The sequence below is a fragment of the Actinospica durhamensis genome (genome assembly GCF_018139695.1).
In the GTDB taxonomy this organism is placed as follows: domain Bacteria; phylum Actinomycetota; class Actinomycetes; order Streptomycetales; family Catenulisporaceae; genus Actinospica; species Actinospica durhamensis.
Map to the genome: position 1 here is coordinate 1 of NZ_JAGSOG010000240.1, position 13,697 is coordinate 13,697.

Consider the following 13,697-nt stretch of genomic DNA (forward strand, 5'->3'; position numbering starts at 1 on the left):
ATCAACCTCGGCCTCACCCGCACCAACGGACGCTGGAACCTGCCGACACCAGCATGAACAGGCCAGTGGCGGGCCGGCTACGCCGACCCGCCACATCAGACCACGAAGATCTTCATCGGACTTCTAGGAGTGCCCTGATGACCGAAGAACTGCTCCGCGCCCCCGCCGAGGTCAAGTACGCCGAGGAGCTGGACTGGCTGGAGTCCGTCGACGACGCGCCCAAGCCGTTCTCCTGGCGGCTGAGCCCGGCCATGGTCCGCACCTTCATCCTCGGCTCCGAGCGCTCGGACAAACTGGAGCGCGACATCGCACCGAAGTGGTTCGGCGACCGCACCTTCGTCGAGCGCAGCATCGTCACCCTCGCCTCGGACCGCGGCCTGCTGCTGATCGGCGACCCGGGCACCGGCAAGAGCTGGCTGGCCGAACTGCTGGCCGCGGCGATCTGCCGCAACTCGACGCTCGTCGTGCAGGGCACCGCGGGCACCACCGAGGACCACATCAAGTACTCCTGGAACGTCTCGATGGTCATCGCCAAGGGACAGTCGCGCGAGTCGATGATCCCCTCGCCGATCATGACGGCGATGGAGGGCGGAGTGATCGGCCGTTTCGAGGAGCTGACCCGCTCGACCAGCGACGTACAGGACGCGCTGATCTCGATCCTGTCCGAGAAGTACGTCTCGGTGCCCGAACTGGACACGGACAACATCGTGTTCGCCAAGCCCGGCTTCTCCATCATCGCCACCGCCAACAGCCGCGACCGCGGGGTCAACGACCTGTCCTCGGCGCTCAAGCGGCGCTTCAACTTCGTGCGCATCCCGGTGGTGACGAACAAGAAGAGCGAGGCGGAGATCGTGCGCTTCCGCACCGCGGAGCTGTTGAGGCGGCACGAGATCGAACTCGAGGTGCCGCCGACGCTGCTGGACATTCTGCTGCAGAGCTTCGCCGACCTGCGCGCCGCCGCGGCCGCGGCGGGAAGCGACGACGAGAAGCTGGAGTCGGCGCTGTCCACGGCCGAGCAGATCGGTGTACTCGAGGACGCGATCCTGCACAGCCAGTTCTTCGGCGATCGGACGCTGCGCGCCCAAACGCTGGCCGCGTCGATGGTCGGCTCCCTCGTCCGGCGCAGCCCGGAAGATCTGAGCATCCTGAACAAGTTCTGGCACGGCGTGATCGAGCCGCGCAGCAAGCAGGAGGAGGGCTCGCCGTGGGAGGGCTTCCTGGAGGGCGGCCGCGAGGCGATCGCGACGCTGTCGTGACCGCGGTCGAATCCGGCCCGTTCGCCGCGTTGCGCGGGCAGCTGGTGGACGCGGCGGCGCAGTTCGGCGGCGCGGACGCGCTGGCCGGGATTCTCGGCGGCATGGTCGAGGACGTCGACCGCGCGCTGCGCGAGGAGCTGGAGATCTTCCCGGTCTGTCACCACTCCCCCGCGTCGGCACTGGCCATGGTGCGCAGGCTGCGGGAGAAGCGGCCCGCGGTGATCTATCTGGAGTTGTGCGAGGACTTCACCCCGCTGCTCGAGGAGCTGCGCAACTGCCGCCTCCCGGTGGCGCTGCAGGCCTTCGCATGCGAGACGGACGGTTTTCCGCTCGAGTGGTCGCCGCTGAGTGTCGTGGCGCCGCTGACACAGGCGTCTGCGGAGTACCAGGCGATCGCGTACGCGCTCGACACCGAGGGCGTCGAACTGGTGCTGGTGGACCGGTCCACCGACCACGTCTTCCAGTGGTCGCCGCAAGAGCAGCAGCAGACGGAGGTCGGGGACCCGGAATCGGTGCAGGAGGAAGCCGGCCTCCACGGCGACGCCGTCGGGGTCGAGATGGGCGACCTGCGTCCCCGCTTCCGCGAGCTCGAGGAGCACCTGCTGCACCACGGCCGCGTCCGGCACTGGTCGGAATGGTGGGACCAGTACGTCGAGCAGCCGCTGTCCACGGCGGACTACGCGACCTACCGGCAGGTCATGGTGATGATCGGCAGCCTGTTCCGACACCTGCGGCGCGATCACGCGGAGTCCGTGGACGAGGAGCGGGAGCGCTACATGTGGACCCGGATGCGCGAGCATCTCGCCGCGACCGGCACGGACCCGGCGCGTTGTCTGTACGTCTGCGGCGCATTCCACGCGGCCAGCCGGGTCGAGCAGTTCGGTCTGACGTCGCAGGCCCCGTATGAAATCTCCCCGCGCACGAAAACGACCTGGCAGTATGGCATGATCCCGTCCAGCCACAGCTCGATCGAGACGCAGTTCGGACTCGCGCCCGGCTCGGTCTCGATCGCGGCCGCGACGTGGGCCAAAGCACTCAAGCGCGGCGGCGAGAAGCCCTTCACGCTGCGCGGGAGCGAGGACGAGACCAAGGGCAAGGCCGGCGCGAAGGCCGCGAAGCCCAGAAAGACGACGCCCACCCCGCGCGCGGTGCCCGCCGTCGACCAGGCCGCGGCGCCGGTCGCAGTCGACCGCCTCAGCACCTACATCGGCACGCCGCCGCGCCCGGACACGCTGGATGAGGAGGAGTTGCTCGGCTGGTGCGTCGACATCGTCGCGCTCGCGCGGCGCAACGGCTACCTGGCCAGCACGGCCGACGCGATCGCCGTCTACGACACGTCGATCCTGCTCGCCGGGATGCGCGGCCGGAAGCGTCCGACTCCGTACGACTTCCAGGACGCCGCGATCACCTGCATCGAGAAGGACGTCGTGCCCGGCCGCAGGAACGTGCGCCGGCTGTGCGAAATACTGCTGGGCGGGGACCGCATCGGGCGAGTCGGCTACGCGTCGCTGCCGCCGCTCGCGCGCGACGTCCTCGACCGCCTCAGTCCGCTCGGGCTGGACCTGGAGCGGCGCACCCTGCAGCGCGCACTGCTCGACCTCGGCACGCGGCCGGAGCTGCGGCCCTGCTCGGACGTGCTGTGGATCCTCCAGAGACTGCTGCCCGCGGACGCGGCACGGCCCATCATGGGCTCGCGGGAACTGGGCGAGCGGCCGATCCAGGAAAGCTGGGACCTCGCGATCGGCAAGCACCAGCGGGCGCTGGTCGAGCTCGGCTACGAGGGCATCTCGGTCGAGCAGGTGCTCGAGCAGCGGCTGCGTGCCGCGGTGTACGCGCCCGACGCCGACCCGGCGATCGCCCTGCGCGCGGTCGAGGAGGCGCTGCTCTTCCTCGGCGGCCGGAGGCTGGCGGACGACCTCGGCGCGCGGGCCGTGGAACTGCTGGCGCAGGAGCGCACGGCCGACCGCGCGCCCGAGGTGCTGCGGCGTATCAGGAAGCTGCTGACGCACTTCCGGACCGAGGGCCAGCGCCTGCCGGGCTGGTGCGAGGACTTCGCGACGAAGGGCTACGCGCACTACTGCACGCTGCTGCCGGCCGCGTTCGCGGACGAACACGCGGACGTGCGGCAGGTGGGCGCGGTGCTCGGCTTCCTGTTCAGCATGGAGGGCCTGGCGCTCTCGCTCGGCTGCGACCACGCGCAGTTGGAGATCGCGATCAGGCAGAGCCATCCGGAGGCGCCGGGCAAGGTCGCACTCCTGTGGGCCGCACGCTTCCAACTCGGCGAACTGACGCTGCCCGAGCTGAGCCGCAAGGTCGCCGAGCTGGTCGAGAACCCGCTCGTCGTGCCCGCACTGCCGCAGTACCTCAGTGGCCTCATTCAGGCGTTGGACCTCGCTCCCGCACTGGCGCCCCTGGTCGTCGAGACCCTCTCACGCGCGTTCGGCACGCTGCCGGACTCGGTCCTGCTGCCTTGGCTGCCTCGACTCATCGCGACGCTCAAGGACCAGGCCGGCGAATACGCACCCGTACTCGTGCGCGAGGCGGGCCGCACCTTCCCGGGCACGCTCGCCCAGCTGGAGCACTGGGTCGCGCCGTGGGATCCAGGGGCACAGGAAGCGGCGGCCGGTGAGCCGAGCCTGGCGTCGGCAGCGGTGGGCGCGGACATCGGCACAGGTCCGGCTGCGGAGCTGCTACGGCGTCATCCGGCCGCAGCGGAAGCGATCGCAGTGCTGCTGGCCACGTGACCGCATCGGCAGCTCCCGCCGCACGCCGCAGCCCCGGCGGGAGCTGCCGACGCATTTCAAACCGCGTCTACCAGGCCTTACGTCACAAGCCTGAGCCAGGAGGAGCCTTCGCCAGGGCCGGACTGATCCGGCCCTGGCGAACGCGCGTCGCGGTGGGTTCGCCGCGGTGGATTCTTAGAACATGCCGAACCCGTCGAAGACCGCGTAGGCTCCCGACAGCTTGGTGATCACGATCGTGTGCGTGCCCGGCGACAGGCCGCTGGCGGTGAAGACGGCGACGTCGGAGTGGCGCTGGCCGTCCGAGGGCACCGTGTTGACCACCTGCTGCGTTCCGCCGTCGATGCTGACGCCGATGTTGCCCTCGTCGGTGTATTCCTCGCCGTAGACCTGGATGGTGGAGCCGGTGAAGGTGTAGGTCGCGGTGTCGCCGTTTTCGGTGGTGGCGTGTACATCGTTGTCGTAGTCGCCGAGACCGCGGTTCGCGGAGTAGGTCCAACCACCTCCGGTGTAGGTGATCGTGGAGTCGGTGTCGTTGATCCGATTGACCGGCGGTACGACGGTGGTAGCGACGCCGAATCCGTCCAGCGTCGTGTACTGGCCCGACAGCTTCGTGACCACGATCGTGTGCGTGCCGGACGACAGGCCGCCGACGCTGTAGACGACCGCGTCGCCTTGGCGCTGCCAGTTCTCGGGGACGGTGCTGACGATCTGCTGCGCACCGCCGTCGATGCTCACACCGATGTTGCCCTGGTCGGTGTACCGCTCGCCGTAGACCTGGATGAAGCTCCCGGTGAAGGAGTACGTCGCGGTCGAACCGTTCGCGCTCGCGTAGTGCACGTCGCCGGCGAAGTCTCCGTCGGGGCGGCCTGAGCTGACCGAATAGCCGCTGTAAGAGATCGACGGATCCGTGTCGTTCACGTGGACGCCCGGCACGCCGAACCCGTCGAGGGTCGCGTAGGTGCCCGACAGCTTCGTGATCACGATCGTGTGGGTGCCGGCGGATAGGCCGCCGACGGTGTAGACGACTGCGTCGGCGTGGCGCTGACCATCGGCGGGCACCGTGCTGACGGTCTGTTGGACGCCGCCGTCGATGCTGATGCCGAGGTTGCCCTGGTCGGTGTTCTGCTCGCCGTAGACCTGGATGGTGGTGCCGGTGAAGGAGTACGTCGCGGTCGAGCCGTTCGCGGTCGCGTAGTGCACGTCGTTGCCGAGGTCTCCGAAGGTGCGGTTCGCGGAAGACGAGAAGCCGCTGTAGGAGATCGTCGGATCCGTGTCGTTGACGCGGTACATCGAGACCGGGTTCCCGACGGTGATCTCGGGGTTCGTCGTCCCGGCCGGGACCGTGGCGATCAGGAAGCCGCTGGAGGGGTACTGGACGCTGCTTGCCTGGGCGCCGTTGACGTAGACCGGCGTGTTGGCGGTGAATCCCACCCCGCCGATCAGCACCTGGTTCGAGCTCGACACCGCCGAGGTGTACTCGACCGACGGGCCGATGCCGTTCAGGGCCGCGTACGCCGGGCTCACGCCCGCGTTGCCGAGCAGGCCGGCCGGGATGTCGGCGGGGCCGGGGCCGGCCGGGATCGTGGTGTTGCCGCTGGCGTGGGTGTCGATCGGGGCGTTGCAGGCGTACTGGCCGACGGGCGCCGAGTAGTAGCCGCCGGTGATCCAGAAGTGGCCGGTCGAGGAGCACCCTCCGGTGGCGGCACCGCCGCCGTTGAACGCGACGTCGTTCTGCCAGTTGATCCACTCCGAGCCGGCGTCGTCGTAGTAGGTGAAGTCGGTTCCGTTGCCGTTGTAGGCCACGTTCCCGGTCGCCTGCAGGCCGTGGGCCAGGGTCTGGGTCGGGTCGGCCTGGGCGTAGGAGCTGTCCGGCAGCAGAGTGCCGCCGGCGTTGTAGTACTGGGCCTGGTGGCCCTCGGCGTAGATCGCGCCGCCGTCGCTGCGCACCGCGAGGTAGTTGTAGAAGAGGTTGTCGCTGATCGTGTTGTCCTGGTTGATGTTGGTCGAGTTCTCCGGGGTACTCGCCTGGTCGACGTGGCCCTGGATGACACCTGCGGTGATCCCGTCGTACGGCAGGTCGTACAGGTCGTTGTGGGTGATCGTCGTGTTCTGCGAGAACAGCAGGGTGATACCGGGCGCCGAGGAGTAATCGGTCCCGACGTCGTGGATCGCGTTGTTCGACACCGTGGTGCCGGTCAGGATCTCGTTGGTCCCGATCGTGTCATTCGCCACGGCGGACGGGTTCGGCGTGCAACTCTGCTTGATCACGGACGCGGTGTCCGGGTCGGTGGACGAATTCGGGTTGGTGGGGTTCGGATCCGCGGTACACCCGAGCAGGATGCCGGTGGAGGCGATGTCAGTGAACTCATTGCCATGGATCAGGGTATTGCTCGAGCCGTACATCACGCTCAACCCGGCCCCGCCGAGGTCCGCGAACCGGTTGCCGGTCAGCGTGATGTCCTTCGCCGCACTGAAGGCGACGTTCGCCAGCGGCTGCGTCAGCGAGCCCCAGGGGCAGCTGCCCGCGGGATTCGAGAACTGGCACATCCCCTGGTCGGCCGACCCGGTCATCCGCAGGTTGCTCTGCACGTCGGCGAACCCGGCCGAGCTCGAGGGCGCGTTCCAGGTGGCGTAGGAGAACTGCAGGCCCTGGAACGTCACATCGTGCAGCGGAGCGGCCAACGTGCCCGCGCCCACCACGAGCTGCTGCAGCAGGGGCAGTTCCACGTCAAGGCCGCTCACCTGCGCGCCGGCCGAAGGCTCGTAGTAGAGCGTGTTCGAGGTCGAATCCAGGAACCACTGCCCGGGATCGAGCAGCGCCTGCGCGTCCTCGACCAGCGCCGGCATCGTGCTCGGGCTCATCGACGGCAGACCGCCGCTGCCCTGGCTGAAGCTCGACCGGGCGGTCGCATCAGCCCAGCACGGCTGGTCCATCGTCAGTGTTCCGCCGGCATAACTCGCCACCCGACACCGCGACTCGGTCCACGCCCCGTTGCCGCCGGGATAGTCGAACTCGACCGCCGCCACCTGCGCGGCGGTGAGCCGGCCGAACCACGCCACTGCCGCGCTGTCAGAGCTGATCTTGTATCCGGTGGACGTGCCGGTCCAACCGCCGGCGAAACCGAGCGCGGCGGGAGACTCCTGGGCGATCGGCGCCTCCTGCCCGTTCACGTACACCTGCCGGCTCGCGCTGCCCGACGGGACCGGCGCCGACCACACCCCCGAAGTACCGACCTCGGACCAGCCCGTGATCTGCGTCGCCCCGGAGATCACCGGCCGCGCGCCCGGCGCCGCCTGCCACACCACGGGGTGCCCCGCGCTGCCGGAATCGGCGGCACTCAGCGTCCAGGTGCTCGCGAGCCGGTAGGTCCCATCCAGCAGGTCGACGGTCACCGCGTCGCCGCTGCTCGACGGCGCAAGGTTTTCCACCGCACTCTGCGCGCCGCTGAGCGAACAGGGCGCTGCCGCCGTGCACGCCGCCCCGGAACCCGACGGTGCGGCGTAGAGCGTCACCGCCACCGCGGCCGAGGCATGTCCGGGCACGGACATCACCATCCCCGCCAGTACCGCGGCCGTGCTCGCCTGAGCGAGCCGTCGCCTATGAAGGGCTCTCATCCGAGGAACCTCCTTGTTCGCTCGTGGTGCTCCGAAACGGCGACCTACGTGCCCAGTCATCGGATTTTTCGAGAGGGGTCCTGTGAAGATTGACCGTCAGAGTGGGAGAAATGCGCCGCGCTGATTACCAATAGCGCCCCAGACATAGGATGTCAACGCATCTCGCGGCGTCATCGACGTCACCCGAGCACGGGCGGTGCACAAGACCGTGCGCGGCGATCAGCACGCTGAGGAAGTTCAGCACGTAGACGATGATCGGCAGGGCAATCGCGACGGCGGCCAGGCGCCCAGGAGCCGACCCACTCTTTGGGCCTGTTATCAGCATTCCGGCCGCGTACCGGCGCGTGATCGGGGATCAGGCTCACCGGTTGGCGCGCGACCTGCGCGCGACGAGTTCACCGGCCGCGGCCGGCCAGTTCGGGTATTCGAACTCGAACCCCGCTTCGAGCAGCCTCGTCGGCACCACTCTCCTGCTCTTGAGCAGCAGCTCGGTGTCCGAACGGAGCAAGAACGCGCCTATCTCCGCCATCCACGCCGTGGCGGGCAGGCCCACCGGGACCCGCCAAGCCTTGCGCAGGCCGCGCATGAACTCGCGCTGCGGCACCGGTCCGGGCGAGGCGAGGTTGACCGCACCCTCGAGCCGGTCGTCGGAAAGCAGGTGGCCGACGGCGCGGGCGAAGTCGTACTCGTGGATCCAGGAGACGTACTGGGCGCCGCCCGCAACGGGGCCGCCGAGGCCGAGCCTGGCCAGCCAGGAGAGATAGTCGAAGATCCCGGCACGGTCCGGGCTCATGATCATGGCCGACCGCAACGCGACCCGGCGGGTCTCCGGACTGGCGGCATCCTGCTGGGCCTGCTCCCAAGCGCGGGCGATCCGGACGCTGTACTCCCAATAGTCGGGCACCCCGGTCTCGGCGCCGCCGATGACCCCGGCCGCCTCGTCGTTCGGTGCGTCGAAGCGATGGGCGTAGATCGTGGCGGTACTCGCCTGCAGCCAGACCGCGGGCGGGGCGTCGCAGCGCTCGATGGCTTCGCCGACCACCTCGGCCGACCGAACCCGCGAGTCCATCATGGCCCGCAGATTCGCCTCGTTGTAGCGGCAGCTCACGCTGCGGCCGGCCAGGTTGACCACCGCATCGGCGCCGTCGAGTTCGCCGACCCAGCCGCCCAGACTCCGCCCGTCCCAGGCCACCTCATGTTCGCCTGCGGGCCGCCTGGTCAGCACGACGACGGCGTGGCCTTTCGCGGTCAGGGAACGTCGCAGCATCGTGCCGACCTGTCCGGTACCCCCGGGAATGACGACCTTCACGGAAACCCCCTCCATTGCCGCGTGCAGCCTAGCAGTGGAATTGAACGCGTTCAAAAGTGGGAGAAAAAAACGAAACGGCCGGTGGGCTGGGATTTCTCCCGGCCCACCGGCCGTTTCGCAGGTGCGGCGTCGCGGGGCCGCCGCGGCGTTACGCCCCGATCGACTTCGCGGCGTCCCGGATGACATCGAGCACGAACTCGGGGTGCGAGAGCATCGGCACGTGGCTGCTGTCCACCTCGTAGGTCCGCGCACCCATCCGCTTCGCGGCGAAGCGCTCCAGCTCGGGGTTCACGGTCCGGTCCTGGTTGGCGACGATGTACCAGCTCGGCTTGGTCTTCCACGCGGTGCCGGGGACCTGCTGGTCGAACAGATCCGCGACCGGTACGGCGCCGGTGGCGAGCACGAGCTTCTGCTCGGCTTCCGGCAGGTCGCCGCAGAAGTCGCCGACGCCCGAGGCCTTGAGCCAGAGCCGCCCGTCGGCGACCTCGATGTGCTCGAACACCGGCGTGGGCGAGAACTTCGCCTGCTGCTGCTGGGAGGTCTCATCCTCGTCCGGGGCGAGCGCGGCGATGTACACCAGCGCACCGACCCGGTCGTGTAGGCCCGCCTTGGTGATCAGGGTCCCGCCGTAGGAGTGGCCGACCAGCACGATCGGGCCGGGGACGTGGTTGAGGGTGAAGTTCACGCACGCCACGTCGCTCTCGAGCGAGTCGAGGCCGTGCTGCGCGGCGAACACCTCGTGCCCTTCGGCCTGGAGCGTCGGGATGAGCTTGCTGAAGCACGATCCGTCGGCCCACAACCCGTGGGCGAAGACGACACTGGGCTTGCCCGCCATGGCTTCCTCCTTGATGGATGACTTCACGGATGCCGAACGCCCACGGGCGGCCATGCCCGAACCGAACATTCCGCACTGAAAGTGTTCATCCTCATCATCGCCGCGGTCGACGCCCCCGACAGCGTCCGCGCTCGCGTTCACGCGAGCCGGGATCCCGTCACACGGCCACCCGGGCGACGGCGGAGACCGGCGGAGACCGGCTCGAATTCGATACCGAACGGTTCCGGTTGGAAATAGGCTTATGCTGAGTGGATGAGCGAGTCGAAGGGCGCGGGGCGACCGCGATCGGCGGAGAAGGACGAGGCGATCCTGCGGGCGGCGCTGGAGTTGCTGGCGTCGCAGGGGTACGTCCGCATGACGCTGGATCAGGTCGCCGTCGCGGCGGGCGTGAGCAAGTCGACGATCCATCTGCGCTGGCGCAGCAAGGGGGACCTGGTCACGGCCGCGCTGGCCGCGAGCCGCATGGTCCAGGCCCCGGCCGCGACCGGGGATACCCGCGCCGATCTCGTCGCGGTGTTGGATGATTTCGCCGCCACCGTGTTGCGGGTACGCGGCATGGCACTGATCGGTACGTGCCTGGCGGAGGAGGCGCACACGCCCGAACTGCTCGCCATGCTGCGTGAACGCACCGTCCTGCCGCGGCGGGCGTTGTTGCGCGGCGCCTTGGAGCGGGCGCGTGAGCGCGGGGAGATCCGGGGCGGTGCCGATCTCGAGGCGGCGGTCTCGGCGCTGCTCGGGCCGTTCTACGCAGACTTCATGGCCGGCGGCGCACCGCGCGCGCAGTGGGCGGAGACGGCGGTGGACTTGGTCCTGGCCGGTCTCCGCCCGTAGCCGCGCTGTGGGTTGATCGCGGGGTGATGCGGGGCGTCCGCCGTCCCCGCGGGCAGGGTCAGCCGGGTCAGTCCTGCGCCCGGGCTCCCTGGATGTGGAAGTTGAAGTCGGTGTGGCCCAGCGCGCCCATCAGGCGCAGCCAGATCGGCAGCAGCATCTCGGTGCCGCGGGCGGTGGTGATGTCGCCGAGGTCGATGACGGACTGGGCGGGCCAGCCGAAGGAGACCAGCAGGGCGGTGACGGTCTTCTTGGCGTCCTCGTCGTTGCCGGAGACGAAGACGTGGTGCTCGCCCGCCACCCTGGCCGGGTCGACCATCACCGCGCTGTTCATCGTGTTGAGGGCCTTGACGACCTTCGCCTCCGGATGGGCGCGTTGGATCTGCTCGCCGAGGCTGTCGGTGTTGACGGGGTCGAGCGAGGGCGGCATGCCCCGGGAGAAGTCCAGGGGGTTGGCGACGTCCACCAGGATCTTGCCGGCCAGGTGCGCGGCGCCTGCCTGAGCGAGCGCTTCCAGAGCGGCGGCGCCGGAAGTGGCGTTGACGACGGTCTCGGCTCCCGCGGCGGCGTCGGCCAAGGGCGCCACGCTCACCTCGGGGTGGTGCTGCGCCCATTGGGCGAAGGGCGGATTGCCCATGGCGTCGGGTTCGGTGCGGGCCATGGTGGCCTGGGGGTCTCGCGTGCCGATGACCACATCGTGGCCGAGGGCGGCGAGTTTGCCGGCGATGGTGCGGCCGACCGTGCCGGTGCCGAGTACGGCGTAGCGCATGTGCGGGTCCTCTCGAAGCGGGTGCGTCGGGCTTTCAAGGGTGAAAAACCGAACCGAGTCGTTCGGTATTGCATTCAGGAGCGTGACGTGGGTCACACGATGGCGATGCGCCCCTCCGTGCGCCAGGGTCCGGACGGCGAGGCGCCGTGCGCGGCGACCAGGACTCATTCAGGGATCAGATATCACTTGATTGAGTTCAATCAGTCGTGTCATGGTCGGCGTCCCCCTAATCTGGGCTCATGAGTGAGCGCGCCGTCACCGGCATACGCGACGGCGTTGACGCCATCCTCGACCAGTGGCGCGACCAATGCCCGGATCTGTCGGCGGGCCCGCTCCGCGTCATCACCCGCCTGGCCCGCGTCCGCATTCATCTTGAGACCGCGTCAGCCGCGGTCTTCGACGGCTACGCCCGTACGCCGGCCGACGTCCAGGCGCTGGTCACGCCCCGCTGCGCCGATCGGCCCTATCGGATGGGCCAAGCCCGTCTCATGCAGGCCCTCGGGTTCACCTCCGCCACCGTCAGCCTCCGGCTGGCCAGGCCGGCCCGGCTGGACTGGCTGGCCCGGCACGAGGAGCGCGGGATCGTGGCCCGCGAGCCCGACCCCGACGACAAGCGCAGCGCCACCATCCACCACACCGACCGCGGCCTCAGCGATGACGACCCGGGGTCGGGGCCTTTAGCCACCCACATCCACCTCCTCACTCCCGCTCAACAGGCCTGCATCGCAACGGGCGACCCGATCACCCATGCGAACGATCCCGCCATGCGCACGCCGAAGGATCTGGATGCCTGCCCAGCAGCCAAGGTGAGGCTGTTGCGCGGCAACGAGCGCGCCGGGTCCACCGTGCACCGGCCGCCGGCGAGGGAAGCCGCATGACCGCCGAACCGGACGCACCCAAGCACCGAACCGCGGCCGACTTCAGCACCGCACGCCTCGAGGCCTTCAGCGACGGCGTCTTCGCCATCGCGATCACGTTGCTCGTGCTGGACCTGGACGTGCCCGACCCCGCCGGCCTGCACGGCACCACGCTCGCGCACGCCCTCGCCCACCAGTGGCCCTCCTACTTCGCGTACCTGGTCAGCTTCCTGGTCATCGGCATCATCTGGATCAACCACCACGCGATGTGCTCCCTGGCCCGCCGCGTCGACCGGCGCACGCTGTTCGCCAACCTTCTGCTACTGCTGACGGTCTCGGTCATCCCGTTTCCGACACGGCTACTCGCCACCTATCTCACCGCTCAGGGAGGCGACGCCCACACCGCGGCGGCGATCTACGCCGCCACCATGGTCGCCATGGGAGTCGCCTTCTCCCTGCTCTTTCTCGCCTTCGCCCACGACGCCCGCCTCCTGCACACCGCCATCCCGCCCGGAGACGTCATACGCGCCCTGCGTCGTTTCGGCATCGGCGGCGTGTGCTACCTGGCGACCATCGGCCTGGCCTACCTCAGCCCCATCGCTATGCTCGCCGTACACGCCCTGCTCGCGGTCTACTACTGCTTCGACCAACTCGCCCCGGCGCGCCGCGGTCGCTGACCGAACAGCGGCTCGGGCCGTGCAGCAGTAGCGGTCCGCTGCCCGTTCGACCGCGCGGCGGGCCCTCTCGCCTCCGACTATCGGACGACTGTCGGCCGCAGCCCACACATAAGCCATTCCATTACACAGCGAAGTCGGCCGTACCCGCAAAGCAACATCTCCCGCGCCGTGAATGCCCGCCATATAGATAACGCGACCCGCGATCACACTCGGCAACTATTGCCGCACGGAATGCACGGAAATAGGCCAGCAAAGCCGCTCCGTCGGTGACTCCGCTGGTCAGTGGCACATTGAATGGCCTATGCGCGCCATTCCCAGGCTCCGTCCCGGCCATTCTTCCGTCATTTCTTAGACGCTCGGTAATGGCGAAGTCACGTCGCGTCGAGAAATGCGGGGAATTTGGACATAACGGTCAAACCGGGTAATGTTCTTGTCGTGCACCGGTCCACGCCGTGAAGACAGTTCCGGCACCAGATGCACCCGCCGAGTCCGACATTCGGGCCGCACGACGGTCGACGAAGATCCCGCCGCGCCAAGGCCCTCGGAGCCGGGGACCCAACAGATCACGCGCACCACGCGCAGGTCCCCCGGGGTGAATCGGCCACCACAACCACGAGCGAACGCGACCACACGCCACGCGTGTGCGCCCCGTCCCCGTGCGTGCCGGTGGCTGTAGGGCGAATTCCCCTTCCGCCCGAACCCGTCAGCTAACCCGGTAGGCGGCCGAAGGAGAGGCAGAAATTTCGTGCTGAAGAACCGCGCCACCGCGTTCCGCACCACCATTTCGAACCCGCGCCACTACCCCGC

Annotated in this window: 9 protein-coding genes and 1 riboswitch; of the genes, 5 read left to right on the forward strand and 4 right to left on the reverse strand. The window is 68.9% G+C overall.

The genetic code is table 11. The annotated features are described in order from the left end of the window. Window positions 1-137: 137 nt before the first annotated feature. On the forward strand, window positions 138-1,256 hold the full coding sequence (locus KDL01_RS31815) for an ATP-binding protein (protein WP_212532370.1): 1,119 nt from the start codon (window positions 138-140) through the stop codon (window positions 1,254-1,256). Beyond that, window positions 1,253-4,000, forward strand: a complete 2,748-nt coding sequence (locus KDL01_RS31820; RefSeq protein WP_212532371.1) for a DUF5682 family protein — start codon at window positions 1,253-1,255, stop codon at window positions 3,998-4,000. Before KDL01_RS31815 ends, KDL01_RS31820 begins: the two co-directional genes overlap by 4 nt. A gap of 174 nt (window positions 4,001-4,174) precedes the next feature. On the opposite strand, the gene KDL01_RS31825 is transcribed toward KDL01_RS31820, so the two are convergent. From KDL01_RS31825 to KDL01_RS31835, 3 genes are all read right to left on the reverse strand, one after another. Further along, complete coding sequence (locus tag KDL01_RS31825) at window positions 4,175-7,615, reverse strand: hypothetical protein (protein ID WP_212532372.1); 3,441 nt, start codon at window positions 7,613-7,615, stop codon at window positions 4,175-4,177. Window positions 7,616-7,976: 361 nt separating this feature from the next. Then, a complete protein-coding gene (locus tag KDL01_RS31830) occupies window positions 7,977-8,924 on the reverse strand; it encodes an epimerase (RefSeq protein ID WP_212532373.1) in 948 nt (315 codons plus the stop codon). A gap of 148 nt (window positions 8,925-9,072) precedes the next feature. Then, window positions 9,073-9,759: an alpha/beta fold hydrolase gene (locus tag KDL01_RS31835; protein WP_212532374.1), complete on the reverse strand. Its 687-nt coding sequence runs from the start codon at window positions 9,757-9,759 to the stop codon at window positions 9,073-9,075. Window positions 9,760-10,011: 252 nt separating this feature from the next. Here KDL01_RS31835 and KDL01_RS31840 point away from each other — a divergent pair, with 252 nt between their 5' ends. Then, entirely contained in the window at window positions 10,012-10,590 is a 579-nt protein-coding gene (locus KDL01_RS31840; protein WP_212532375.1) for a TetR/AcrR family transcriptional regulator, read from the forward strand. A 67-nt stretch (window positions 10,591-10,657) separates the two neighbouring features. Here the strand turns inward: KDL01_RS31840 and KDL01_RS31845 are convergent, their stop codons facing one another. Then, entirely contained in the window at window positions 10,658-11,356 is a 699-nt protein-coding gene (locus KDL01_RS31845) for an NADPH-dependent F420 reductase (protein WP_212532376.1), read from the reverse strand. A 239-nt stretch (window positions 11,357-11,595) separates the two neighbouring features. Between KDL01_RS31845 and KDL01_RS31850 the strand changes: the two genes are divergently transcribed. Together KDL01_RS31850 and KDL01_RS31855 are read left to right on the forward strand one after the other, a co-directional pair. Further along, window positions 11,596-12,234 (forward strand): winged helix DNA-binding protein, encoded by a 639-nt coding sequence (locus KDL01_RS31850; protein WP_212532377.1) that lies wholly within the window; start codon window positions 11,596-11,598, stop codon window positions 12,232-12,234. Continuing rightward, window positions 12,231-12,890 (forward strand): TMEM175 family protein, encoded by a 660-nt coding sequence (locus KDL01_RS31855; RefSeq protein ID WP_212532378.1) that lies wholly within the window; start codon window positions 12,231-12,233, stop codon window positions 12,888-12,890. The genes KDL01_RS31850 and KDL01_RS31855 overlap by 4 nt, the downstream gene beginning before the upstream one ends. Window positions 12,891-13,410: 520 nt before the next feature. Then, window positions 13,411-13,627, forward strand: a riboswitch (cyclic di-AMP (ydaO/yuaA leader). The last annotated feature ends 70 nt before the right edge of the window (window positions 13,628-13,697 follow it).